Below are 23,818 nucleotides of genomic sequence, written 5' to 3' on the forward strand. Positions count from 1 at the left end.
ACAAGTGCCGACCATGCTTGCTCAAACTGGTTACGAATACACCCGATTCCGGCCAGCGGTCAGGCGCGCAGCTCTCGCTCCGACTCCAGCAGCGAGCTTCGAAAGGCATCACGGGAGAAGAGACGTTCCATGTAGTCCATCAGCGGCGCCACCTGAGCTTCCGGCAGTTCGACACCCAGCGCCGGCAGACGCCACAGGATGGGCGCGATACAGCAGTCCACCAGCGAGAACTCCTCACTCATGAAAAACGGCAGGTCTTCGAAGATGGGGCTGATACCCACCATGCTCTCCCGCAGCTCCTTGCGCGCCTGATCCACATCCCGGCGCGAGCTCCCCGGTGCCGTGATGGTCTCCACCATCGGACACCATTCGCGCTCGATGCGATGCATCCACAAACGGCTCTGCGCCCGGGCCACGGGGTAGACCGGCAGCAGCGGCGGATAAGGGAAGCGTTCATCCAGGTACTCCATCATGACCCGGGACTCATAGAGCACCAGGTCACGATCGATCAGCGTCGGCACACTGTTATAGGGGTTGAGATCTGCCAGTTCCGCCGGACAGTTCTCCTCGCTGACCTCGAGAATATCGACGGCAATACCCTTCTCGGCCAAAACGATTCTGACGCGATGACTGTAATGGTCGTCGCTACCTGTATAAAAGGTCATCGACGAACGCTTGGCCACAACACCCATAAAACTGTCCTCACCTGGATCCAGGCAGCGATGATAGCACGTACAGCACCAGGCGTGTTCGGCCCGGTGCGGTGGATAATGGTCGGAGGGTCGCAAACAAAAACGCCCGGAGCCGAAGGCCCCGGGCGTCGCTGACAGCGAAGCGAATCAGCGCTTGGAGAACTGCGGACGACGACGTGCCTTGCGCAGTCCCACCTTCTTGCGCTCGACCATGCGCGCATCACGCGTCACATAGCCGGCGCTGCGCAGCGGACGACGCAGCTCCTCGTTGTAGTCGATCAGCGCACGGGTGATGCCGTGCCGGATGGCGCCGGCCTGGGCCGAGCCACCACCGCCTTCGACGGTCACGTAGATGTCGAACTGTTCGCTCAGCTCGGTCAGTTCCAGCGGCTGACGCACCACCATCTGGGCGGTAACGCGGCCGAAGTACTCGTTCAGCTCACGCTGATTGATGGTAATCTTCCCGCTGCCCGGGCGAAGAAACACGCGCGCGGTGGAAGTCTTGCGACGGCCGGTGCCGTAATATTGCTGCTGTGCCATGATCGATCGTCCTTAGAGAGAGAGAGCCTGGGGTTGCTGAGCGGCGTGCGGATGCTCCGCGCCGGCGTAGACCTTGAGCTTGGCGTGCATGGCACGTCCCAGCGGTCCCTTGGGCAGCATCCCCTTGACGGCAAACTCGATGACGCGCTCGGGAGCGTGATCGATCATCTGCTCGAAATTCATCGAACGCAGTCCACCGGGATAACCGGTATGACGATAGTACTGCTTCTGGAATGCCTTCTTGCCGGTCACGCGGACCTTCTCGGCGTTGACCACGATGATGTAGTCGCCGGTGTCGACGTGGGGCGTGTATTCCGGCTTGTGCTTGCCGCGCAGACGGCGGGCGATCTCGGTCGCGAGGCGACCCAGCGTCTTGTCCGTGGCATCGACGACATACCAGTCGCGTTCCACGGTCTGCGGTTTGGCGCTGAACGTTTTCATGAATCAATCACTCTGGTGAACACGTGGCTCGCGATGTACCCGGCGTACGGGCCAGTGCGCGGCCAATCCCTATTTTTCTTGGTTGGCGACCAGCAGGCCACCAACAGCGAGGAGCGCGCATTATACAGAGTCATCGGCATGGCGCGCAAACCCGTTACGGCTTGTGCGGCAGCGCCAGATACTCCCTGGAACGCATCTCCTGCAGACGGGAGACGGTCCGCTCGAATTCGAAGGCGAGATCGCCTCCGCCATAGAGTGACTCGGGGTCGCACTCGGCACTCATCAGCAGCTTGACGGCGCGATCGTAGAACTCGTCGACCAGATTGATGAAGCGCCGCGACTGGTTCTCCTTCTGGCTGCCCAGCCGGGGCACGCCGGAAAGCAGCACCGTATGATACTCCCGGGCCAGCTCGATATAGTCATTCTGACTGCGCGGACCATCGCAGAGGGTGCTGAAATCGAACCACGCCACCCCTTCACGCAGCCGTCGCGCGGTCAGCTGGCGATGGTTGATGGTCAGGGCCTGATTGCTCTGGCCCTCGCCCCCGGCCAGCCGCCGAAAACTCTCCATCAGCTGCTGCTCGGCCTGCTCATCGGCCGGAACATGAAAGACCTCGACCTTTTCCAGGGTCCGCAACCGATAATCCACCCCCGAGTCGACATTGACGATCTCGCAGTGACGATTGAGCAGATCGATGGCGGGCAGAAAGCGTGAGCGCTGCAGGCCATCCCGGTAGAGTTCATCGGGCACGATGTTGGAGGTGGCCACCAGCACCACGCCCTGGGCAAACAGGGCTTCGAGCAGGTTGGCGAGAATCATGGCATCGGTGATGTCCTTGACGAAGAACTCATCGAAACAGATGACCCGGGCTTCCCGTGCCAGACCCGCCGCAATCAGGTTCAGCGGATTCTTCTTGCCCTTGTGGGTTTCCAGTTCACGGTGAATCCGCTGCATGAAGCGATGAAAGTGGGTCCGCAGCTTGTCCTCGAACGGCAGGCTGTCATGAAAGGTATCCATCAGCCAGGTCTTGCCGCGACCCACTCCACCCCAGAAGTAGAGCCCCCGGATACTCGGCAGAACCGGCTCCGGCTGCTTCTCCTGACGCCGGCCGAACAGCCCGGATACCCGCTCTTTCAGGCCGCCAGCGCTGCCCGGTTCGGGGTCGGGGCTGGGCGGCGGCGCACCCACCAGTTCATCGTACAGCCGTTGAAGATGCCTGACCGCTTCCTCCTGGGTCGGGTCATGCTGGAAATCGGCTCGTTCAAGATCAAGGTGATACTGTTCCAGAGGGGGGCGCTTGCCGGATGATGCTGTCATGTCGCTTCGCAATCCGCTTACGGCTACAGTGATGGCCGTTAGTATAAGAGGCTGTCGGCGTGCTGTCGCTCATGACAACCGGTGCCCGGTACGTGCAAGAAAGCGACGAGCGTTTTACAGTAGCCGCCTGATTTTCCGACAAGGCAACAAGGAGTTGTTCGTGTCCGATGGTACTACCCTGTGGGGCACTGCCCTGCTGTGTCTGGCAGCCGGTGTCGTCATCGGCATCGCAGCCACCCTGCTGTTCCGACGAACCGGCCCGGGGCCGCAGCGCACGCGCCGGCGGCTGGCCGAAACCGAACTCGAGCTTGATCGCATGCGCGAGCAGCTCGATCAGCACTTCACCAGTGTTGATGAGCTGGTCGAGAACCTGCAGCGTCAGAGCGAGGCGCTCCGTCAGCAGATCGGCCGTGATGACCGGCAGCTGCGCGGCAACCGGCATGACCGGGCCCGCTCGGAGCCACTCGCCGGCGCCGAGGCCGGGCAGGATGATGCCTCCCCGGATGCGCCCCGGGATTATGCCGATGGTGCTCGTGGCACGCTTGATGAAGCGTATTTCTCCCGCAGCCGCGACCAGCGCAGCCAGCAGGTCGAGCAGCCGGCCACGCCACCCCGCTACTGAGTCAGCGCTGCTCAGACGGGGTTATCGATCTCCACGAAGCGATGTTCGAGACCGTGCTGCCCGGCCAGCCACTCTCCGAGGGCGCGAACCCCGTCGCGCTCGGTGGCATGATGGCCGGCCGCTGCATAGGTGATTCCCAGCTCGCGTGCCAGATGGGTGGTCCGCTCGGAGATCTCACCCGAGACAAAGGCATCCATGCCGGCGTCGGCAGCCGTCTGGATCATGTCCTGGGCTCCGCCGGTGCACCAGGCAATCCGCCGTATCGGACGCTGATGCCCTTCAATGACCAGAGGCTTGCGCGCAAGTGCCTGCTCCAGTGACGCCGTTAGCGACTCGGTCGTCAGTGCCTCCCCGGTATCACCATGAAACAGCAGGCCCTGACCCATGGGCGCATCCAGACTGCCTTCGATCGACCAGCGCATCCGCTGCCCGAGCAGCGCATTGTTGCCAAGCTCGACATGGGCATCCAGCGGCAGATGCCACGCCACCAGGCTGATATCATGCGCCAGCAGCGTGGCGAGTCGGCGTTTCTTCATGCCGACCACCTCGACCGGCTCGTTCTTCCAGAAATAACCGTGATGTACCATGACCATGTCGGCCTGCCACTCCACGGCTTCATCCAGCAGCGCCTGGCAGGCCGTTACTCCGGTCATGACTCGCCTGACCCGCTCCCGGCCGGCCACCTGCAGGCCGTTCACCGTGAAATCACGAAAGCGTTGCGGTTCCAGCAGACGGCTCATGTCGCTGATCAGGTCGTTCAGTGGCACTTCGGCTGTCATTGGATCAGGCCTCCCGGACAGGAATGTAAATGCAATGGTAGACTGTTGCTGCCGAGCGGCACCCGGAGTGCCCCGACAATGCCCGTACTGATGACCGATCAGTGCGGGCGCGTGTTTTTTGCAAAGTCGTGGGAGATGTCTGCATGCGCCGACTGCTGGTATCCCTGATATGGCCGGTGCTGTGTGGTGTACTGCTGGCTGTCGTGCTGCTGGATCACCTGCCCAGCCTGGTCGATACGCCGGCGGCGCACTCGCCGGCGGCCCGGCAGGACTCGCCGCGCCAGGAGCCGCCCGGCCAGGGCTCACCGCAACAGGACAACCCGACCACCTCCCCGGCCATCACCGCATCCGCTCCGGTTTCCCGGCAGCCGCCCCGAACCCGCACCGCGGCTCCGCTGAAACGCAGTGATGCCCCCGTCGGCAGCTATGCCGACGCCGTCAGTAGCGCCGCACCGGCCGTGGTCAACGTCTACTCTTCGCGACTGGTCGAGCAGAAAAAGCATCCTCTGATGTCGGATCCCTTCTTCAAGCAGTTCTTCAGAAAGGGAGACTCCAATCGTCAGCGCATGCTGTCGAGTCTCGGTTCGGGCGTTATCGTCAGCCCCGACGGCTACATTCTCACCAACAACCATGTCATCAGCGGTGCCGACGAGATTCAGGTCGCCCTGCGAGACGGCCGGGAGACGCTGGCGCAGGTTATCGGCACCGATCCCGAAACCGACCTGGCCGTACTCAGGATCGATCTCGACCATCTGCCGGTCATCTCACTGGCCGATTCTTCGAAGCTGCGGATCGGCGATGTGGCCCTGGCGATCGGCAATCCCTTCGGGGTGGGCCAGACCGTGACCATGGGTATCATCAGCGCCGTGGGCCGCAACCATCTGGGGCTGAATGCCTACGAGGACTTCATTCAGACCGACGCGGCCATCAACCCCGGCAATTCCGGTGGCGCACTGGTCAATGCCGATGGCGCGCTGGTCGGCATCAATACGGCCATCTTTTCCCGCACCGGGGGCTCCCAGGGAATCGGCTTCGCCATCCCCACCGATCTCGCCCGCGACATTCTCGACGATATCGTGACCAAAGGGCATGTAGTACGCGGCTGGCTGGGCATCGAAGCGCACGAGGTGCCTTCGGCACTGGCCAATTCGCTCAACATCAACGCCCCGCGCGGGGTGGTGGTGTCCGATGTGGTTGACGGCAGCCCGGCCGCCAGGGCCGGTGTCAAGGCCGGCGACGTACTGCTGTCGGTCAATGGCAAGACCATGCTCGATGCCCAGAGCGCGATGGTCGATGTTGCCGAACTCGATCCGGGGCAGCAACTGCCGCTGAAACTTTACCGGGACGGCCAAACCATCCAGGTGACGGTTACCGTGGGGACCAGGCCGCCGGACGCCCCTGCCGGTCCTGCCGATGAGAGTGTCCAGGGGAATGCCGGCACGCCGCCGACGGCCGGTGGAGGGACCGGCCCCTAGCCGGGCACCGGTTCAGTCCTCATCCTCGCCAATGCGGTTCTCCGCCGAACGGGCATGCGCGGTCAGCGACTCCCCCCGAGCCAGCACCGAGGCCACACGCCCCAGCCGCGACGCGCCTTTCGGGGAGCACTGGATCAGCGACGAGCGCTTCTGGAAGTCCTGGACTCCCAGCGGTGACGAGAAGCGAGCGGAGCCCGAAGTGGGCAGCACATGGTTGGGACCGGCGCAGTAATCTCCCAGCACCTCGGCAGTGTAGCGACCCATGAAGATGGCGCCGGCATGGCGAATCTGACCGACCATTGCCTCGGGCGTCTCGACCGAGAGCTCCAGATGCTCCGGTGCCACCCGGTTGGCCAGCTCGATCGCTTCCGCCTCACTGGCCACCTCGATCAGGGCACCGCGCCGTCCGAGTGATGCAGCAATGATGTCACGCCGCTCCATGGTCGGCAGTAGCCGTGCCATGCTGGCCTCGACGGCATCGAGATGCGCCCGATCCCAGCTGATCAGAATCGACTGGGCATCCTCGTCGTGCTCGGCCTGGGAGAACAGGTCCATGGCCAGCCAGTCGGGATCGGTACCGCCGTCGGAGACGATCAGAATCTCCGAGGGCCCGGCAATCATGTCAATGCCGACCAGACCGAATACCGCACGCTTGGCAGTCGCCACATAGATGTTGCCGGGACCCACTATCTTGTCCACACGGGGCACGCTCTCGGTACCGTAGGCGAGCGCCGCCACTGCCTGGGCCCCTCCCACGGTGACCACCCGATCGACACCGGCCACGTGCGCCGCTGCCAGCACCAGCTCGTTGATCACGCCATCCGGGGTGGGGACCACCATCACGATCTCGGCGACCCCGGCCACCCGCGCCGGCACCACATTCATCAGTACCGACGAGGGGTAGGCCGCCTTGCCACCGGGGACATAGACGCCCACGCGGTCCAGCGGAGTGACCTGCTGGCCCAGCAGCGTGCCGTCCTCATCGCGCCACGACCAGGAGTCCGAGCGCTGACGGTGGTGGTAGTCGCGAATGCGCCTTTCGGCCGTCGCCAGGGCTTCGCGTTCGGTCTGTTCGAGCCCTTCGAAGGCCTGTCGCAGCCGGGCGGTCTCCAGCGTCAGCGCTGTCATGTCCGGGGCATCGAGCCGATCGAAGCGCCGGGTATACTCCAGCAGGGCCTCATCGCCGCGGCTGCGAACCCCCTGCAGGATCTCGTCGACCCGCTGCTGCACCTCGACACTGGAAACACTCTCCCAGTCGAGCAGCGCATCGAGCCGCTGGTTGAAATCGGCGTCGCGGGTGGAGAGTCGTGCCGGCCCCTCCGGCAGGGTTCGGGAGTCTCGGGTTTCGGACATGATCGGTTTCTCGCAGGGCTCCGACAGGATGACAGGCGGAGTACAGGATGAACGGGACGTCTCAGCCGATGGCGGAGGCGTCCGGATTGCGCACTTCAACAGCGCGACGCAGCTGTTCGATCAGCGGCATCAGTCGTTCGTGCTGCATGGTCATCGATGCCTTGTTGACGACCAGCCGGGTACTGATGTCGGCAATCAGTTCGCGCGGTGCCATGCCATTGGCACGCAAGGTGTTACCGGTATCGACGATATCGACGATTTCATCGGCCAGATTCATCAGCGGGGCCAGTTCCATGGCCCCATAGAGCTTGATGACTTCGGCCTGGATACCCTGTTCGGCATAGTAGCGCCGGGCCAGGTTGACGAACTTGGTTGCAACCCGGCGGCGCGCCCGTCCCGGTGACTGGCCCTCGATGCCGGCGGTCATCAGCCGGCAGCGGGAGATGCGCAGGTCCAGCGGCTCATAGAGCCCGTCGGCGCCGTGCTCGAGCAGCACGTCGCGTCCGGCAACCCCCAGATCGGCAGCGCCTAGCTGCACATAGGTCGGCACATCCACTGCACGCAGCATGACCAGCTTGACGTTTTCCAGATTGGTGTCGAACAGCAGCTTGCGGCTCTTGTCCAGTGACTCTGCCGGCTCGATACCGGCATCCGCCAGCAGGGGCAGTGTCTCTTCGAGAATGCGTCCCTTCGACAGGGCGAAGATCAGCGGCTTGCTCATGATCGCTTGCGAACCTCTCGTGACCTCAGCGCGGCACGCGGCGAATGCGCGCCCCGAGCAGTTGCAGTTTTTCCTCGATGCACTCATAGCCGCGATCGATGTGATAGATCCGATCAACCACGGTCTCGCCTTCCGCGACCAGCGCTGCAATCACCAGACTGGCGGACGCACGCAGATCCGTCGCCATCACCGGAGCACCGGAAAGCCATTCGACGCCGGTCACGATCGCCGTGTTGCCTTCCAGCGAAATGCTGGCGCCCATGCGGTTGATTTCCTGAACATGCATGAACCGGTTCTCGAAGATGGTTTCCACCACCCGGCCGGTGCCTTCGGCAATCGCATTGAGAGCCACGAACTGGGCCTGCATGTCGGTAGGAAATGCCGGATAGGGAGCGGTACGCACGCTGACGGCACGCGGCCGCCGTCCCTGCATGTCGAGCTCTATCCAGCCGTCACCGACCTCGATACTGGCGCCGGCTTCTTCCAGCTTGAGCAGCACCGCTTCCATGATGTCGGCGCGCGCATTGCGAACCCTGACCCGGCCGCGGGTGGCCGCTGCCGCCACCAGGAAGGTGCCGGTTTCGATGCGGTCGGGCATGACATCGAAACGTCCACCATGCAGCCGCTCGACACCATCGATGACAATGGTGCCACTGCCCTGCCCCTCGATGCGGGCGCCCATGGCAATCAGGCATTCGGCCAGATCGACTACCTCGGGCTCGCGAGCGGCGTTCTCGAGAATGGTCCGCCCCTCGGCAAGCGTGGCCGCCATCAGCAGGTTTTCGGTGCCGGTCACGGTCACGGTATCGAATACGATATGGGCCCCCCTGAGACGACCCTCGGTGCGCGCCCGGATATAGCCACCCTCCACCCTGACATCGGCACCCATCGCTTCCATGCCGCGAATGTGCAGATCGACCGGCCGGGTGCCGATGGCGCAGCCACCGGGCAGCGAGACATCGGCCATCCCGTAGTGTGCCAGCAGTGGCCCCAGCACCAGGATCGAGGCCCGCATCTTCTTGACCAGGTCATAGGGCGCATGACAGTCACGCACCCTGCCACCCAGCTGAATGCTCATCTTCTCACCCATGACCGGCTCCACGCCCATCCGACCCAGCAGTTCGAGCGTGGTGGTAATGTCCTGCAGGTGAGGCAGATTGCCGATGGTCATCGGCTCATCGGTGAGCAGGGTAGCGGCCAGTATCGGCAGCGCCGAATTCTTGGCGCCCGATGTCCAGACCTCGCCGGACAGTGACCGGCCGCCACTGATGATCAGTTTATCCATTCCCGTTGTCCGCCACGCTCAGGTCCGACCGTTGTCGAGCGCAGCCCACTGCTCCGGCGTGTAGGTCTTGATACTGACCGCATGCAGCGCACCACTGGCAATTTCCTCGGAAAGTGCACCGTAGATCAGCTGCTGGGCCTTCACTCGCGAGAGTTCGGCAAAGCGCTCGCTCACGGCAGTAACCTGAAAATTGCAGCCTTCGCCCTGGATATGAAACTCGCAGTCATCGAGCTGTTCATTCAGGCGCTGCTGCACTTGCTCGGGTTGCATGTGCTGTCCTCCTCATGCCCACGGTTGCCGGGCGTATGTGAAAAGTGGTGCCCATGGTAAATGAAAACCCGTATCACGTGCGACTCGCTGCCGTGATTCTCATGGGGAAGCATCAGGGCGACCACGCCGCCCGGGACGGCGTGGCCGGCAGCGGCTGTCAGCAGGTTTCGCTTTCAACCGGAAAGACTTCGCTCAGATCGGCCAGCTCGATCAGTTCATGCAGACGCTCCGACAGCACGATCCTGTCCACGGAGAGTGACAGGCGCTGTGCGGCCCGCATCCATTCGAGCATGACCGACAGCATGGCGCTGCTGATGCGATGGACCCCGCAGGCGTCGAAGGTAACGGCACAGCTCTGCGACTCGAGCCAGCTGACACCCGCCCGCGCCAGTTCGGCGGCATCATCGAAATCCGGAAACCCGGTGACGCGCAGGGTGCCGGCTTCGGCCTGCAGGCAGACCTCCTTGCGCTCCAGCAGGGTTTCCATCACTGCTCCTCGCCACCCTGCTCGAGATCGACGTCTTCCGGCGACCAGTTGCTGATCACCCTGTCATAGTCGCGATTGTTGTCGCGCATGGCCTGATCGAACTGGTTGCGATAGGTCAGCCCGAGATTGATGCCGTTGACCACCACGTTGACCACCTTCCACTGACCATCACGCTGCTTCAGGGTATAGGAGACCGGATAGCGCTCCCCGCTGTCGGAGACCACTTCCATCTGCACGGTCGCCTGATCCTCATAGCGCTGCTGATCATTGTCGAGCACGTTGATCGACTGGTAGTTGAAGGTCACCAGCCCCTGGGCATAGGTATCGATCAGGGTCTGCTTGAAGACATCGGCAAAGCGCGAGCGCTGCTCGGGCGAGGCAGGCCGGAAGTACTTGCCCATCACGCTGGCTGCGGCATAGCGCCAGTCGACGATCGGCCCAACAGTGTTGTCGACCACCTGCTCGAGCTCGTCACCATGCTCACGGTAGTACTGCTGACGGCTGTCGATCTTCGACATCAGCTGCTGCACGCTGTCACGCACCACCTGTTCCGGCGACTGCTGATCGGCGGCCTGAACCGCGCCTGCCACCAGACCGAACGAAAGCAGCAGCGTGGCCATGCAGCTCTTGAATGGCATTCTCATCGGGACTTCTCCTTGTACCGCCAGTGCGGCAGGTTATTTCGACATGTTGGATACGAACTGCTGAATGAGATTTTCCAGCACCAGGGCCGACTGGGTATCCCGGATCGTATCGCCATCCTCGAGTGTTTCCGGAGCTCCGCCCGTCGACAGCCCGACATACTGCTCACCCAGCAGTCCCGACGTGAGGATGGCAGCCGTGGAATCCGAAGAGAGCTTGTCCTTCATGGATTCATCGATCTGCATGGTCACCCGACCGTCAAGCCATTTCGGATCCAGCTCGATATCGGTGACATGACCCACGGTAACGCCTGCCACCGTGACCCTGGAGCGCTCCTTGAGGCCACCTATGTTGCTGAAACTGGCATGCAGCGTGAAGGTGTCATTGGCCCGCGACAGGTTCAGCCCACTGACCTGCAGCCCGAGGAACACCAGCCCCAGAAAGCCGGCCAGTACGAATACACCGACGCCGCATTCGACCCATTTGGTGCGCGTCATCAGAACTCTCCAAACATCAGCGCGGTAAGTATGAAATCCAGCCCCAGAACGGCCAGCGAGCCGTAGACTACCGTGCGCGTGGTAGCCCGGGAGATGCCTTCCGAGGTCGGTACCAGGTCATAGCCCTGGAAAACGGCGATCCATGTCACAACCAGGCCGAATACCACGCTCTTGGCCATGCCGTTGAGCACATCGTCCACGAAGTTGACGCTGGACTGCATGTTGCTCCAGAAGGAACCACTGTAGACGCCCAGCCAGTCGACGCCGACCAGATAACCGCCATAGATGCCGATCACACCGAAAATGGCGGTCAGCAGCGGCAGCGAAATGAAACCGGCCCAGAGCCGTGGCGCCACGACCCGGCGAAGCGGATCAACCCCGATCATTTCCATGCTGGTCAGCTGTTCGGTGGCCTTCATCAGGCCGATCTCGGCCGTCAGCGCGGAACCGGCCCGCCCGGCAAACAGCAGTGCTGTCACTACCGGTGCCAGCTCACGCAGCAGCGACAGCGCCACCATCTGCCCCAGTGCCTCATCGGCCCCGAATCCTACCAGCACGATATACCCCTGCAGGGCAATTACCATACCGATGAACAGACTCGACACCAGAATGATCGGCAGCGACATCACACCCACGAAATGCATCTGCCTGGCCCACAGATGAACCCCTTCGCGCCCGGGCATGTGGAACAGCGTCTGGGCCAGAAACATGGCACTGCGTCCCAGCGCTGCCAGCGTGGTCAGTGCGACGCGGCCGAGCCATGCAAGCCACTCGATCATGGCACCTCCCGCGTACCGAGAATGTCCGACGCGAAGTCGGCCGCCGGATAGTGAAACGGTACCGGCCCATCGGGCTGTCCGTGAATGAACTGGCTGACCCGGGCATCGACCTCGGTATCGAGCGAAGTCGGCGTGCCGTGCGCCATGACACGGCCATCGGAGATGACATAGACGTAGTCGGCAATCGACAGCGTTTCCTTGATGTCGTGCGACACCACCACGGCCGTCATCCTGAAGGCGTGGTTGAGCTCACGGATCAGCTTGACCAGCACGCCCATGGAGATGGGATCCTGCCCCACGAACGGCTCGTCATACATGATCAGCTCCGGATCGAGCGCGATCGCCCGCGCCAAGGCCACACGCCGTGTCATGCCCCCCGACAGCTCGGCAGGCGACAGGTCGCGAGCACCCCGCAGACCCACGGCCTGCAGCTTGATCAGCACCAGATCGCGAATCATCCGCTCGGGCAGATCGGTGTGTACCCGCAGCGGGAAGGCGACATTCTCGAACACGCTCAGATCCGAGAACAGGGCCCCGCTCTGAAACAGCATGCCCATGCGACGGCGCATGTCGAACAGTGCCCGCCGTGAAAGGCGATGCACATCCTCGTCGGCAATGCTTACCCGTCCGCGATCGGGCACCAGCTGACCGCCGATCAGCTTCAGCAGCGTCGTCTTGCCGGTGCCACTGGGGCCCATGATGGCCGTGATCCGGCCACGCGGAATCTCGAGATCGACCCCCGAGAAGATGGCCCGGCCAGCTCGCGTGAAATGGAGGTCTTCGACCCTGACCAGCGTTGAGTCGGTCATGCGACTCCCGAATTATTTACCGAATTAACGAACATCGTATCCGAATTACCGTGACCCTAGCCAGTGCCGCCTTGCAAAGGGCTGATATGGCAAGTCTAATGCAGGGTAGAACGAGATCCGGCCACCTGTCGCATGGCGCGGCTGCACTACCGGCCGGGCCGCTCGTTTCATTCCCGCACCACTGCGCTGCCCGTGAACGAAACCATGACCGTCGACCCTGATCACGATTTCCGCGCCAGTGCCCGGCGCACCCTGACCCTCGAACAGCAGGCGATCGGCGACCTGATACCGCGCCTCGATGACGCCTTTGAAACTGCCTGTCGACTCGTGCTGGCAAGCTCCGGCCGGGTCGTGGTGACCGGCATGGGCAAGTCGGGACATGTCGCCCACAAGCTGGCTGCTACCCTGGCAAGCACCGGCACCCCGGCCTTTTTCATGCACGCCGCCGAAGCCAATCATGGCGACCTGGGCATGCTGACCGCCAGCGATATCCTGCTGGCGCTGTCGAACTCGGGCGAGAGTGCCGAGATCACTTCGCTGCTGCCGCTGCTCAAGCGCAAGGGCATCACCCTGATCGCCATGACCGGTCGTCCGGATTCAACCCTGGCACGTCATGCCGATGCTCATCTCGACAATGGCGTGATCCAGGAAGCCTGCCCGCTCAACCTGGCGCCCACCTCTTCCACCACCGCAGCGATGGCGCTGGGCGATGCCCTAGCGATCGCCCTGCTGGAAGCACGCGGTTTCAGCGCCGAGGATTTCGCCCTTTCGCATCCGGGCGGCTCGCTGGGCCGGCGACTGCTGCTGCGGGTCGAGGATCTGATGCATACCGGTGACCGGCTGCCCCGGGTAGCGCTGGGCAGCCCGCTGCGCGATGCACTGCTGGAGATCACCCGCAAGGGGCTCGGTTTTACCTGCGTGGTGGATGAGGCAGAACGACTCGCCGGCATTTACACTGATGGCGATCTGCGCCGCACGCTGGACAATTACAGCGATCTCGGCCAGCTGCGCATTGATGATGTCATGACCCGGGGCGGTCAGACCATCGCTCGTGAACTGCTGGCGGCCGAAGCCGTCCGACTGATGGAAGACCACCGCATCACCGCCCTGGCCGTGGTCGACGAGCAGCAGCGTCCGATCGGCGCCCTGCACATGCATGACCTGCTGACCAGCGGTGTGGTCTGATCAATCACCCATCCCTTACGGAGTCCTGCCGATGTCCCGAACCGAACGCGATCTCTCTCCCGGACTGCTCGAGCGGGCCGCCCGTGTCAGACTGCTGGCCCTCGATGTCGATGGTGTCATGACCGACGGAGGTCTCGACTATACCGGCGATCCGCACGAGAACAAGCGTTTCCATGTCCGTGACGGCCTGGGGCTCAAGCTGCTGCAGCGCAGCGGCATCGAACTGGCCATCATTACCGGACGCCAGTCATCGGCAGTGTCACGCCGTGCCGAAGAACTGGGGATCGCCCACCTCTATCAGGGGTGTGAAGACAAGTGGCAGACCCTGAGCGAGCTGCTCGGCAGACTGCAGCTCGAGGCAGATGAAATCGCCTATTGCGGCGATGACCTGGTGGACCTGGCCGCCATCCGCCACGCCGGTCTGGGCGTCACGGTCAGTGATGCCCCGCGTGAAATTCGCGAACATGCCGACTATATCACCACCACCCCGGGTGGCCTGGGCGCCGTCCGGGAACTCTGCGAACTCATCCTGAAGGCGCGTGGCGAATGGGAGGCCATCGTCGAGGAATTTGCCTCGTCCTGATGAGAGCCTCCATCACACTCGCCGAGTACGTTAGAATCCGTTGCATCAATCCAGCGCTGCCGCCCGAGTCGGCGGCGTTCGTTCACGACAGCGGTACCCGAACATGATAGCGACCCTCAAGCGCCTGGCGCCACGGCTCTGGCTGCTGCTGCTGCTGCTGGCACTCGGCATCGGGCTGACCCTGATCGAACAGCGGGGCCGCCTGCCATCGCCGACCTTCGATGCCACCAGCGGCGGCGCTCAGCCCGACTACTATCTCGAGGGCGTCGAGTACACCCGCTTCAACGAGCGGGGCCAGGCCGATCAGACGCTCTCCTCGCCGCGTATTGCGCATACACCGAACGATGATGTCACCCGGGCTCGCACCCCCAGGGTCATGCTGCTCGATGATGACGGCCGTCACTGGCATGCCACCGGGAAGCAGGCCAGGCTGAACGGCACCGACGATACCCTGACCCTGGCCGGCAACGCCCGACTGTTCGAACCCGATCGGCAATGGCGTCTGGAAACCGATACGCTGCATTATGACCGCAATGACCGTCACGCCTGGAGTGACACCGACTCGTCCTTTCATCGGGGCAATCAGCGTACCCGCGGCGACCGTTTCGATGCCTGGCTCGACCGCGATCAGCTGATCATTGATGGCAACGTTCACGGCCACTTTCCGATGACGGATCAATCCGACGCGCCCTGATGGCGATCATCTTTTCGACAGCACCGACAAGGAACCCGACATGAAGCGACGCCTGCTGCTCTGCTCTGCCGCCCTGACGGCCGGCCTGATCGCTGCCGGCCCGACAGCAGCGCTGGAAGGCGACTCCGGGAAACCGATTCAGGTTTCGGCGGATCGCCTCCAGATCGACGACGAGGCCGGTACGGCCGTCTACACGGGCGATGTCCACATGGCGCAGGGCTCGATGAAGCTCGATGCGGCCACCGTGACCATTCATCGGGGCAACAGTGGCGGCGTCTCACGGGTAACGGCAAAGGGTGGCGGTGGCACACGCGCCTATATCGAACAGAAGCCCAACCCCAGCGACCCGCTGGTACGCGGCTGGGGAAATACCCTGATCTATCATGCCGATGAGCGACGCGTGGAAATGATCGGTAACGCCGAACTGCATCAGGGTGAAGACACCTTCAACGGGGGCTATGTCCAGTATCATCTCGATACGCGCCAGGTCGATGCCCGCGGCCGGCAGAGTGCCGACCAGGCCGACAGCACCAGCGGTGACAACGGTCGGGTGCACATGACCCTGACCCCCAACAGTGCCAGCAATGACAACGAGGGAAGCAGCGGTCAATGAAGACGCTGAACGTTACCCACCTCGCCAAGAGCTTCAAGGGTCGGCGTGTGGTGCAGGACATCAGCCTGTCGATCAGTCAGGGCGAAGTGGTCGGTCTGCTGGGGCCCAACGGTGCCGGCAAGACCACCTCCTTCTACATGATCGTGGGGCTGATCCGCGCCGATGCCGGCCATGTCGCAATCGACGAGCTCGACCTCAGCCGCGAGCCCATGCACCGGCGGGCCCGCTCCGGGATCGGCTATCTCCCGCAGGAGGCCTCGATCTTTCGCAAGATGACGGTGGCCAACAACATCCGGGCCATTCTGGAAACGCGCAAGGACCTGGACCGGGCCGGGCGCCAGCGCCGGCTCGATCAGCTGCTCGAGGAGTTCAGCATCACCCATATTCGCGACAACGTCGGCATGAGCCTCTCCGGCGGCGAGCGCCGGCGTGTCGAGATTGCCAGGGCGCTCGCCACCGAACCGGCCTTCATTCTGCTCGACGAACCCTTCGCCGGGGTCGATCCCATCTCGGTAGGCGAGATCAAGGGCATCATCCGGCAACTGCGCACCCGCAACATCGGCGTACTGATCACCGATCACAATGTTCGCGAGACCCTCGATATCTGTGACAACGCCTACATCGTCGGTGACGGCATGATCATTGCCGAGGGTGATGCCAGCGCCATCCTGGCCAACCAGCACGTCCGGGATGTCTACCTGGGACACGAATTCCGGCTCTGACCCCTCGCTGGCGTGGCATGGAAATTGCTTCAAAAGGCCGTCATGACTATTGCATGGTGATGACGGGCCCGATAGCGTGTCGTCAATGTACCAGCGACGAGCCCGGCCATCATGTCCATGATGAAACCCTCCATGCAGCTTCGAATCGGCGCCCAGCTGAACATGACGCCGCAGCTGCAGCAGGCGATCGCCCTGCTGCAGCTGTCGACGCTCGATCTGCGTCAGGAGATTCAGCAGGCGCTGGAAAGCAACCCCATGCTCGAGCTCGACGAGGATTTCGGCGAGCAGGAAATCGCCACCGCAACCGATGAGGAGTGGGCGACCGATATTCCCGACGAGCTCCCCCTGGACAACCAGTGGGAAGATATCTACCCCGACATGGCCCCCGAGTCTCCGGGCGGCAGCAGTGAGACGCCCGACTTCGAGCGCAACAGCGTCGCCGAAACCCTGAGCCGACACCTCGGTGCCCAGCTGGCGATGCTGTCGCTCGACGAGCGCGAGCTGCAGATGGCCGAAACCCTGATCGATGCGCTCGATGAGAACGGCTATCTGAGCCTCTCCCTGGAAGAGCTCTGCCAGGGTCTGCACGCCCAGGGCCTGGAGGGACTGCGCGTCAGTGAGCTCGAACAGCTGCTGCCCCGTCTGCAGCAGTTCGAGCCCAGCGGGGTCTTCGCCCGCGACCTGCGCGAATGCCTGCTGCTGCAGCTGGCCCAGCTGCCCGCCGACACCCCTCACCTGCCCCAGGCACGACGGCTGGTGCGGCATTTTCTGGAAGCACTGGGGCTGGACAACCGCAAGCTGTTGCGGCGCCGGCTGGGCGTGGAGGATGAGGTGCTCGACACCATCATTGCCACCATCCGCACGCTCGATCCGCGACCGGGACAGCGTTTCGAAAACACCGAGCAGGGTTATATCGTGCCCGATCTGATCCTGCGCCGCAGCGTTCAGCACGGCTGGCAGCTCGAACTCAATCCGGATGCGCTGCCCCGTCTGCGCATTCAGCCGGACTACGCCGCCCTGGTGCGACGCGCCGACAAGAGCGATGACAACAGCTTTCTCAAGCAGCATCTGCAGGAAGCGCGCTGGCTGATGAAGAGCCTGTCGAGCCGCAATGACACGCTGTTAAGGGTGGGCAGGGAGATCATGCTGCATCAGCAGGCGTTTCTCGAACATGGCGAGGAAGCCATGAAACCGCTGATTCTGGCCGACATTGCCAGCGCCGTGGAAATGCACGAATCCACCATTTCCCGAGTCACCACGCGCAAGTACATTCATACGCCGCGCGGCGTGTTCGAACTCAAGCACTTCTTTTCCAGCCATGTCGGTCAGGAGGGCGAAGCCCATGCCAGCACCGCCATCCGGGCGCGTATCAGGAAACTGATCAGCGACGAATCGCCGCGCAAGCCGCTCTCCGATGCCCGGCTGGTCTCACTGCTGTCGGAGAGCGGCATCACGGTTGCCCGGCGCACCATTGCCAAGTATCGCGAATCGATGGGCATTCCTTCGTCGAGCGAACGCAAGCGCCTGGCATGAGCAGGGTAGGCACCCGGGCCAAAAGGTTTACAATCAACAGGTCACCTGTCGGAAAGGAGCGTGTCATGCAGGTCAACATCACCGGCCATCACATGGAACTGACCGATGCCTTGCGGGACTATGTCCACCAGAAGCTGGCCAGGGTCGAACGACATCACGACAACATCACCAATGTTCAGGTTACGCTTTCGGTTGAAAAGTCACGCCAGCAGGCGGCCTGCACCCTGCACGCATCAGGCGCGGAACTGCACGCCGACAGCGAACAGGACGACATGTATGCCGCCATTGACGCCCTGACCGACAAGCTGGATCGTCAGCTGGTCAAGCACAAGGAGAAGGTGCAGGCGCGTGCCCAGGGCAACGGCAGGCACTAGCAGTCGGTAGCAGCACGACCGACGACCCGACAATCCGCAGGCAAACCGAGCCCCGGGAGGCGGATGCGCTTCCCGGGCGGAGACCAGAGATGCACAGGCCTGTTGACGTTCACATGTCTCGCCCCACCGCTGGCCCGGAGATAGCTCGGGCCAGGCGCGAGCAGCATATTCCGGTGGGCCGAGATGACTCATGAGCCACGCCGCAGCAGCGGTCTCCGGGCCCTGCCCGTGTCCATGCAGCAGGCCAGTGCGCATCACGGCATTGCATTGCCCACGTACAGCCTGTTACATCACGCGTTCCGCACCGGCCTTTGCAGTTCGTTCGCCCGCGGCACCACGATTTCGCAAGTGTTGACAGGCACCCGACCATCATGACGCTCGATCAGATCCTCCCGCCGGAACGCACCATGTTCGATGTCACCGGCGGCAGCAAGAAACGGGTACTGGAATTCTTCAGTACCCTGATCGCGCAGAACACTCCCAGCATCGACGCCCAGGAAGTCTTCGGTCGTCTGATCAGCCGCGAGCGTCTCGGCAGCACCGGCGTGGGCAATGGCGTGGCCATTCCGCATGCCCGCAACCCGCACTGCCGACAGCCTCTCGCCAGCTTTCTGAGCCTGGCCGATCCGATCGATTTCGATGCCATCGATGGCGAACCGGTCGATCTGATCTTCGTGCTGCTGGTACCCGAGACGGCTGATGACACCCATCTGGCCCTGCTGGCACAGATCGCCGAACTGCTCAATTCGGACGATACCCGCAAGGCCCTGCGCGCGGCCGAAAGCCAGCCGGCACTCTATGAAACCCTGATCGGGGCCATTCGCCAGCAGAACGAGCACAACTGATCATGCAACTGGTCATCATCAGCGGCCGCTCCGGCTCCGGCAAGTCGATCGCCCTTCAGGCCCTGGAGGATCTCGGCTTCTATGCGATCGACAACCTGCCGGCGATGCTGCTGGCACCACTGATCGATGAGCTCGAGGCCGGCAGCCCTCATCGCCGTCGCGTGGCAGTCAGCATTGATGCCCGCAACCTGCCGACCGCGCTGGAGCAGTTTCCGGGCCTGCTGGAATCGCTGACCGGCCGGGGCCTCGACTGCCAGGTCGTCTATCTGACAGCCGAGTCCCGCGTGCTGCTGGAGCGCTATGCCGCCACCCGGCGGCGCCATCCGCTGACACGCGAAAGCGACATGACCCTGGCAGAGGCGATCGAGTCCGAAGAGCAGTTCCTGTCGCCGATCCGGCATACCGCCGATCTGGTCATCGACACCTCGAACCTGACCCTCCATGACCTGCGTCGCCGCATCAGTGAACAGGTGGCCCGGGACACTTCCAGCCAGATGACGCTGACACTGGAGTCCTTCGGCTTCAAGCGTGGCGTGCCGCTGGATGCCGACCTGGTCTTCGATGCCCGCTGCCTGCCCAACCCCTACTGGGATCCGCGTCTGCGCGGAGCCACCGGCCAGGATCAGGCCGTCATCGACTTTCTCGAGCAGTACTCCGAAGTCGAGGAGATGCTTGTCGATATCCGCCACTGGCTGGATCGCTGGCTGCCGGCCTACAACGCCAGCCGACGCAGCTATCTGACCGTTGCCATCGGCTGTACCGGCGGCCAGCACCGCTCGGTCTATCTGATCGAACGGCTCGGTTCGTACCTCGCCGAGCGGTATCCTTCGGTACGCATCCGTCACCGCGAACTGACGGTTCAGCGTACCCTTGGGGCCGGTAATGGCACAGCGTGAACTGACCCTGATCAATCGCCGTGGCCTGCACGCCCGCGCCGCGACCCGACTGGTACAGTGCTGTCAGCAGTTCGATGCCAGGGTCACCGTCCACCATGACGAGCGCAGTGCCGATGCCGCCAACATCATGTCCCTGATGATGCTGGCCGCCCCCTGCCATACCTGCCTGACCGTTGTCAGCGAAGGACCGGAGGCCGAAGCGGCGCTGGACGCCGTGACCCGGCTGGTCGAGGCCCGCTTCGACGAGGACGGCTGAAAGGCCTCGCAGCGATGGAACGCCGTCCCGGACCGGGCAGTTAACGAACAGCGGTGCTAAACTGGCGGCCGTCCATGTCGGTTCGGAAAGCCCCACCCATGAGCACGCAACCGGAAACCCTCCAGCAGCGTCTGGAACGCCTGAACTCGGCCCTTGAAGAAGGCTCGACCGGTCAGGTCAGACGCATGCTCAATCGCGGCCTGGCGGCGGTGGATGTCGCCCAGTTGCTGGAGTCGACACCGCCCCGGGAGCGGGAGCAGCTGTGGGCGATGATCGAGCCCGAGCTGCAGGGTGAGGTACTGCAGTACCTGGTCGATGATATCCAGACCGAATTTCTCGGCCGCATGAGTGTGGAGCAGCTGCTGTCGATCGCTCGGCGACTGGATACCGACGACACCGCCGACCTGCTCCAGCGCCTGCCCAATACCATGATCCAGCGGGTACTGGCGGCCATGGGCACTGCCGAGCGCGAGCAGGTCGAGCGGGTGCTCGCCTACCCCGAGGATACCGCCGGCGGGCTGATGGATACCGACACCATCACCATCCGCCCAGAGGTGACGCTGGCCGTGGTTCAGCGCTATCTGCGCCGGCACGAACGCCTGCCGGAATCCACCGACACCCTGCTGGTGGTCACGCGCCGGCGTGAACTGATCGGTCATCTGCCGCTGACGCGCCTGCTGGTCAGCGATCCGGACATCACGGTACGCGAGATCATGGAAACCGACCTGGTCACGCTCACGGCGCTCACGCCGGAGACGGAAGTGGCCAGCGTATTCGAACGCTTCGACCTGATTTCCGCCCCCGTGCTGAGTCTGGACGGCAAGCTGCTGGGCCGCATTACCATCGACGACGTGGTCGATGTGATTCGTGAAGGCGCCGGCCATACCATGATGAGCATGGCCGGTCTCGAGGATGACGAGGATACCTTCGCCCCGGTACTGCGTACCGGACGACGGCGTGCCGTCTGGCTGGGCATCAATCTGATCGCCGCCACCGTGGTCTCGGTGGCCATCGGCTTTTTCGAGGACACCATCCAGCGCATCGCCGCGCTCGCCGTGCTGATGCCGATCGTCTCCAGCATGGGCGGCATCGGCGGCTCGCAGACGCTGACCGTGATGATCCGCGGCATAGCGCTGGGACACGTCTCCCGTACCAACCTGCGCTGGCTGGTCGTCCGCGAGCTGCTGGCCGGCAGCCTCAACGGGGTGCTCTGGGCCTGCGTGGTCGCGGTCATCGCCGTCGTGCGTTTCGATGACCTCCAGCTGGGGGTCATCATTGCGCTGGCCATGGTGATCAATCTCGTCACCGCCGCACTGGTGGGAACGCTGATCCCGGTACTGCTCAAGCGCCTGTCGATCGATCCGGCACTGTCCGGCGGCGTCCTGCTGACCACCATTACCGATGTGGTCGGATTCGTGGCCTTTCTTGGCCTGGCCACCGTCTTCTACACCTGAATCCGACCTGCCGCGTCAGCCAGCCACCACCATCTCATCAATCAGCCAGCTGCCGGTATGAACGCTGCCGCGGGTATCGATGTCATCGCCGATCGCCCGCAGGCCGGCGAACATCTCCCGCAGGTTGCCGGCAATGGTGAACTCCTCGACCGGCCCTGCCAGCTGTCCGTCGACCACGCGGAAGCCGGCAGCCCCGCGTGAGTAGTCCCCCGTCACGGCATTGACCCCCTGCCCCATCAGTTCGATCACCACCACGCCATTGCCCATCGATTCGAGCAGTGTCTGCCAGGGGGTCAGCGGAGCGGTCAGACGCACATTGCGTGCGCCGCCGGCATTGCCGGTAGTGGTCATGCCGAGTCGCCGGGCACTGTAGGTCGAGAGCATGTAGCTCTTGAGCCGTCCGTCACGGATATAGTCATTGTCACGGGTATAGACGCCGTCACCGTCGAAGGCCGCGCTGGCCATGGCGCCGGGTTCGCGGGGCCGCTCGCCGATGGAAAGCCACTCGGGAAAGAGACGTTCACCCAGCGCATCACACAAAAAGGAGGCATTGCGATAGAGCGCGCCGCCGGCGATGGCATTGAGGAAGCTGCCGATCAGTCCGCTGGCCAGTTCGGGCACGAACAGGACCGGCATGCGGCCGGTCTCGGGACGTCCGGCATCCAATCGTGCCACCGCCCGTTCCGCGGCCTGACGGCCCACCGATTCCGGATCCCGCAATCGCTGCGGGTCACGTTCGGCCGTATAGTCGTGATCGCGCTGCATGCCCTGTTCACCACGAGCGATCATGATGCAGGAGAGCGAGTGCTGGCTCCCCAGCTGACTGCCGATGAAGCCGTGGCTGTTGCCATATACCGTCACGCCCTCGCTGCTCGAGAGGGTGGCACCATCGCTGCTGTCGATCCCGCTGACGACGCGTCCGGCCCGTTCGCAGCGCCGCGCCAGTTCAACCGCCTCATCGGTGGAGAGCGGCCATGGATGGTGCAGGCCCAGATCGGGCAGCTCACGCGCCATCAGCTCGGCCTCGGCCAGGCCGGCAGCCGGGTCCTCGCCGGTGTAACGGGCAATCTCGCAGGCCCGGTCCACCGCATCGCGCAGTGCGCTTTCACTGGCATCGCTGGTCGAGGCGCTGCCCTTGCGCTGCCCGACATAGACCGTCACACCGATCCCCTGATCACGCGCCATTTCGAGCGTTTCCACCCGATCGAGCCGCACCGTGATCTCCATGCCCTGCTGCACACCGGCACCGATCTCGCAGGCATCGGCCCCCCGCTGGCCGGCATGTTCGATCGCCATGCGCACGCGTGCTTCCAGCTCGGCCTGCTGGGCCCGTGCATCGAATGCCTGACTCATGTTCACTCCTTCATGACTGATGGCATGCCCGGCGAGACTGATATACTCCCGGGCAGGATCCCAACCGATTGAACCGATACCTCATGACCGACCACTCCCGGGACGAAGAGTCCGAATACGTCGTACGCCCCAACAAGACGCAGCTCAAGCGCGAGATGGCCGAACTCAAGGCCCTGGGCGAGCAGATCATCGCCATGCCCGAGCGGCAGCGCGCCCGGCTGCCCCTGTCGGCGGAACTGCTCGCCGCCATTGACGAGTTTCACCGCATTCCTTCTCGCGAAGCGCGCCGCCGCCATCTGCAGTATGTCGGCAAGCTGATGCGCAGCGAGGATATTGCCGGCATCCGTGACACCCTGGCCACCTTCGAACGCGAGCAACAGGGCCGCGAAGTGCACCTGCAGCGCCTCGGACAGTGGCGCGAACGGCTGATCGAGGACGGCGATGCGGCGGTCACCGACTTCGTCGAACACTACCCGGCCGTCGATCTGCAGACCCTGCGTCAGGTCATGCGCAACGCGCGCCGCGAACGCGAGCAGGGCAAGCCGGGCAACAGCGCCCGCAAGCTGATGCGGCTGCTGCGTGACGCGGCCGGCATCTAGC

29 protein-coding genes are annotated in these 23,818 nt (G+C 63.5%); 14 read left to right on the forward strand and 15 right to left on the reverse strand.

The window, feature by feature from the left end:
• Positions 1-59 precede the first annotated feature (59 nt).
• From C7446_RS11015 to zapE, 4 genes are all read right to left on the reverse strand, one after another.
• Positions 60-692, reverse strand: coding sequence for a glutathione S-transferase N-terminal domain-containing protein (locus tag C7446_RS11015; protein ID WP_121173162.1), 633 nt, complete (start codon positions 690-692; stop codon positions 60-62).
• A gap of 147 nt (positions 693-839) precedes the next feature.
• Positions 840-1,232 (reverse strand): 30S ribosomal protein S9, encoded by a 393-nt coding sequence (rpsI, locus tag C7446_RS11020; RefSeq protein WP_070977773.1) that lies wholly within the window; start codon positions 1,230-1,232, stop codon positions 840-842.
• 12 nt (positions 1,233-1,244) lie between these two features.
• A complete protein-coding gene (gene rplM / locus C7446_RS11025; RefSeq protein ID WP_121173163.1) occupies positions 1,245-1,673 on the reverse strand; it encodes a 50S ribosomal protein L13 in 429 nt (142 codons plus the stop codon).
• Positions 1,674-1,827: 154 nt separating this feature from the next.
• Positions 1,828-2,991: a cell division protein ZapE gene (gene zapE / locus C7446_RS11030; protein ID WP_121173164.1), complete on the reverse strand. Its 1,164-nt coding sequence runs from the start codon at positions 2,989-2,991 to the stop codon at positions 1,828-1,830.
• Positions 2,992-3,151: 160 nt separating this feature from the next.
• Here zapE and C7446_RS11035 point away from each other — a divergent pair, with 160 nt between their 5' ends.
• Entirely contained in the window at positions 3,152-3,613 is a 462-nt protein-coding gene (locus tag C7446_RS11035; RefSeq protein WP_170150065.1) for a Z-ring associated ZapG family protein, read from the forward strand.
• Positions 3,614-3,624: 11 nt separating this feature from the next.
• Here C7446_RS11035 and C7446_RS11040 read toward each other — a convergent pair whose 3' ends face one another.
• On the reverse strand, positions 3,625-4,392 hold the full coding sequence (locus C7446_RS11040; RefSeq protein WP_121173166.1) for a Nif3-like dinuclear metal center hexameric protein: 768 nt from the start codon (positions 4,390-4,392) through the stop codon (positions 3,625-3,627).
• 143 nt (positions 4,393-4,535) lie between these two features.
• On the opposite strand from C7446_RS11040, the gene C7446_RS11045 reads away from it, so the two are divergent.
• Complete coding sequence (locus C7446_RS11045; RefSeq protein WP_121173167.1) at positions 4,536-5,867, forward strand: Do family serine endopeptidase; 1,332 nt, start codon at positions 4,536-4,538, stop codon at positions 5,865-5,867.
• Positions 5,868-5,879: 12 nt separating this feature from the next.
• Here the strand turns inward: C7446_RS11045 and hisD are convergent, their stop codons facing one another.
• From hisD to C7446_RS11090, 9 genes are all read right to left on the reverse strand, one after another.
• On the reverse strand, positions 5,880-7,220 hold the full coding sequence (gene hisD / locus C7446_RS11050; protein WP_121173168.1) for a histidinol dehydrogenase: 1,341 nt from the start codon (positions 7,218-7,220) through the stop codon (positions 5,880-5,882).
• Positions 7,221-7,281: 61 nt separating this feature from the next.
• Positions 7,282-7,941, reverse strand: coding sequence for an ATP phosphoribosyltransferase (gene hisG / locus C7446_RS11055; RefSeq protein WP_121173169.1), 660 nt, complete (start codon positions 7,939-7,941; stop codon positions 7,282-7,284).
• Between the two features lie 25 nt (positions 7,942-7,966).
• On the reverse strand, positions 7,967-9,226 hold the full coding sequence (murA, locus tag C7446_RS11060) for a UDP-N-acetylglucosamine 1-carboxyvinyltransferase (protein ID WP_121173170.1): 1,260 nt from the start codon (positions 9,224-9,226) through the stop codon (positions 7,967-7,969).
• An 18-nt stretch (positions 9,227-9,244) separates the two neighbouring features.
• The gene (locus C7446_RS11065) at positions 9,245-9,496 is read right to left on the reverse strand and encodes a BolA family protein (protein ID WP_121173171.1); all 252 of its coding nucleotides are present in this window, start codon (positions 9,494-9,496) and stop codon (positions 9,245-9,247) included.
• 157 nt (positions 9,497-9,653) lie between these two features.
• Positions 9,654-9,983 (reverse strand): STAS domain-containing protein, encoded by a 330-nt coding sequence (locus C7446_RS11070; RefSeq protein ID WP_121173172.1) that lies wholly within the window; start codon positions 9,981-9,983, stop codon positions 9,654-9,656.
• Positions 9,983-10,627 (reverse strand): MlaC/ttg2D family ABC transporter substrate-binding protein, encoded by a 645-nt coding sequence (locus C7446_RS11075; RefSeq protein ID WP_121173173.1) that lies wholly within the window; start codon positions 10,625-10,627, stop codon positions 9,983-9,985. Before C7446_RS11075 ends, C7446_RS11070 begins: the two co-directional genes overlap by 1 nt.
• A 33-nt stretch (positions 10,628-10,660) precedes the next feature.
• Entirely contained in the window at positions 10,661-11,122 is a 462-nt protein-coding gene (gene mlaD / locus C7446_RS11080; RefSeq protein WP_121173174.1) for an outer membrane lipid asymmetry maintenance protein MlaD, read from the reverse strand.
• Positions 11,122-11,901 carry a lipid asymmetry maintenance ABC transporter permease subunit MlaE gene (gene mlaE / locus C7446_RS11085; protein WP_121173175.1) on the reverse strand — a complete coding sequence of 260 codons (780 nt, stop codon included), beginning with the start codon at positions 11,899-11,901 and terminating at the stop codon, positions 11,122-11,124. Before mlaE ends, mlaD begins: the two co-directional genes overlap by 1 nt.
• Positions 11,898-12,710 (reverse strand): ATP-binding cassette domain-containing protein, encoded by an 813-nt coding sequence (locus C7446_RS11090; RefSeq protein WP_121173176.1) that lies wholly within the window; start codon positions 12,708-12,710, stop codon positions 11,898-11,900. Before C7446_RS11090 ends, mlaE begins: the two co-directional genes overlap by 4 nt.
• A 204-nt stretch (positions 12,711-12,914) precedes the next feature.
• Here C7446_RS11090 and C7446_RS11095 point away from each other — a divergent pair, with 204 nt between their 5' ends.
• From C7446_RS11095 to mgtE, 11 genes are all read left to right on the forward strand, one after another.
• Complete coding sequence (locus tag C7446_RS11095) at positions 12,915-13,895, forward strand: KpsF/GutQ family sugar-phosphate isomerase (RefSeq protein ID WP_121173319.1); 981 nt, start codon at positions 12,915-12,917, stop codon at positions 13,893-13,895.
• Between the two features lie 31 nt (positions 13,896-13,926).
• Positions 13,927-14,478, forward strand: a complete 552-nt coding sequence (locus C7446_RS11100; protein WP_121173177.1) for a KdsC family phosphatase — start codon at positions 13,927-13,929, stop codon at positions 14,476-14,478.
• Positions 14,479-14,581: 103 nt separating this feature from the next.
• Complete coding sequence (lptC, locus tag C7446_RS11105; RefSeq protein ID WP_121173178.1) at positions 14,582-15,172, forward strand: LPS export ABC transporter periplasmic protein LptC; 591 nt, start codon at positions 14,582-14,584, stop codon at positions 15,170-15,172.
• A gap of 40 nt (positions 15,173-15,212) precedes the next feature.
• Positions 15,213-15,785, forward strand: coding sequence for a lipopolysaccharide transport periplasmic protein LptA (gene lptA / locus C7446_RS11110; RefSeq protein ID WP_121173179.1), 573 nt, complete (start codon positions 15,213-15,215; stop codon positions 15,783-15,785).
• On the forward strand, positions 15,782-16,507 hold the full coding sequence (gene lptB, locus C7446_RS11115; protein WP_121173180.1) for an LPS export ABC transporter ATP-binding protein: 726 nt from the start codon (positions 15,782-15,784) through the stop codon (positions 16,505-16,507). The genes lptA and lptB overlap by 4 nt, the downstream gene beginning before the upstream one ends.
• 132 nt (positions 16,508-16,639) lie before the next feature.
• Positions 16,640-18,040: an RNA polymerase factor sigma-54 gene (locus C7446_RS11120; RefSeq protein WP_245977824.1), complete on the forward strand. Its 1,401-nt coding sequence runs from the start codon at positions 16,640-16,642 to the stop codon at positions 18,038-18,040.
• A 65-nt stretch (positions 18,041-18,105) separates the two neighbouring features.
• Positions 18,106-18,414: a ribosome hibernation-promoting factor, HPF/YfiA family gene (gene hpf, locus C7446_RS11125; protein ID WP_121173181.1), complete on the forward strand. Its 309-nt coding sequence runs from the start codon at positions 18,106-18,108 to the stop codon at positions 18,412-18,414.
• 371 nt (positions 18,415-18,785) lie between these two features.
• On the forward strand, positions 18,786-19,259 hold the full coding sequence (gene ptsN, locus C7446_RS11130; RefSeq protein ID WP_121173182.1) for a PTS IIA-like nitrogen regulatory protein PtsN: 474 nt from the start codon (positions 18,786-18,788) through the stop codon (positions 19,257-19,259).
• 2 nt (positions 19,260-19,261) lie between these two features.
• Positions 19,262-20,155 carry an RNase adapter RapZ gene (gene rapZ, locus C7446_RS11135; protein ID WP_121173183.1) on the forward strand — a complete coding sequence of 298 codons (894 nt, stop codon included), beginning with the start codon at positions 19,262-19,264 and terminating at the stop codon, positions 20,153-20,155.
• Complete coding sequence (locus C7446_RS11140) at positions 20,142-20,411, forward strand: HPr family phosphocarrier protein (protein WP_121173184.1); 270 nt, start codon at positions 20,142-20,144, stop codon at positions 20,409-20,411. The genes rapZ and C7446_RS11140 overlap by 14 nt, the downstream gene beginning before the upstream one ends.
• Before the next feature lie 98 nt (positions 20,412-20,509).
• The gene (gene mgtE / locus C7446_RS11145; protein WP_121173185.1) at positions 20,510-21,865 is read left to right on the forward strand and encodes a magnesium transporter; all 1,356 of its coding nucleotides are present in this window, start codon (positions 20,510-20,512) and stop codon (positions 21,863-21,865) included.
• Positions 21,866-21,880: 15 nt separating this feature from the next.
• Here mgtE and pmbA read toward each other — a convergent pair whose 3' ends face one another.
• Entirely contained in the window at positions 21,881-23,218 is a 1,338-nt protein-coding gene (pmbA, locus tag C7446_RS11150; RefSeq protein WP_121173186.1) for a metalloprotease PmbA, read from the reverse strand.
• Positions 23,219-23,301: 83 nt separating this feature from the next.
• Between pmbA and yjgA the strand changes: the two genes are divergently transcribed.
• A complete protein-coding gene (gene yjgA, locus C7446_RS11155; RefSeq protein WP_121173187.1) occupies positions 23,302-23,817 on the forward strand; it encodes a ribosome biogenesis factor YjgA in 516 nt (171 codons plus the stop codon).
• Position 23,818: the final 1 nt, after the last annotated feature.

Origin of the sequence: Kushneria sinocarnis, assembly GCF_003633775.1 — a bacterium.
GTDB classification, from domain to species: domain Bacteria; phylum Pseudomonadota; class Gammaproteobacteria; order Pseudomonadales; family Halomonadaceae; genus Kushneria; species Kushneria sinocarnis.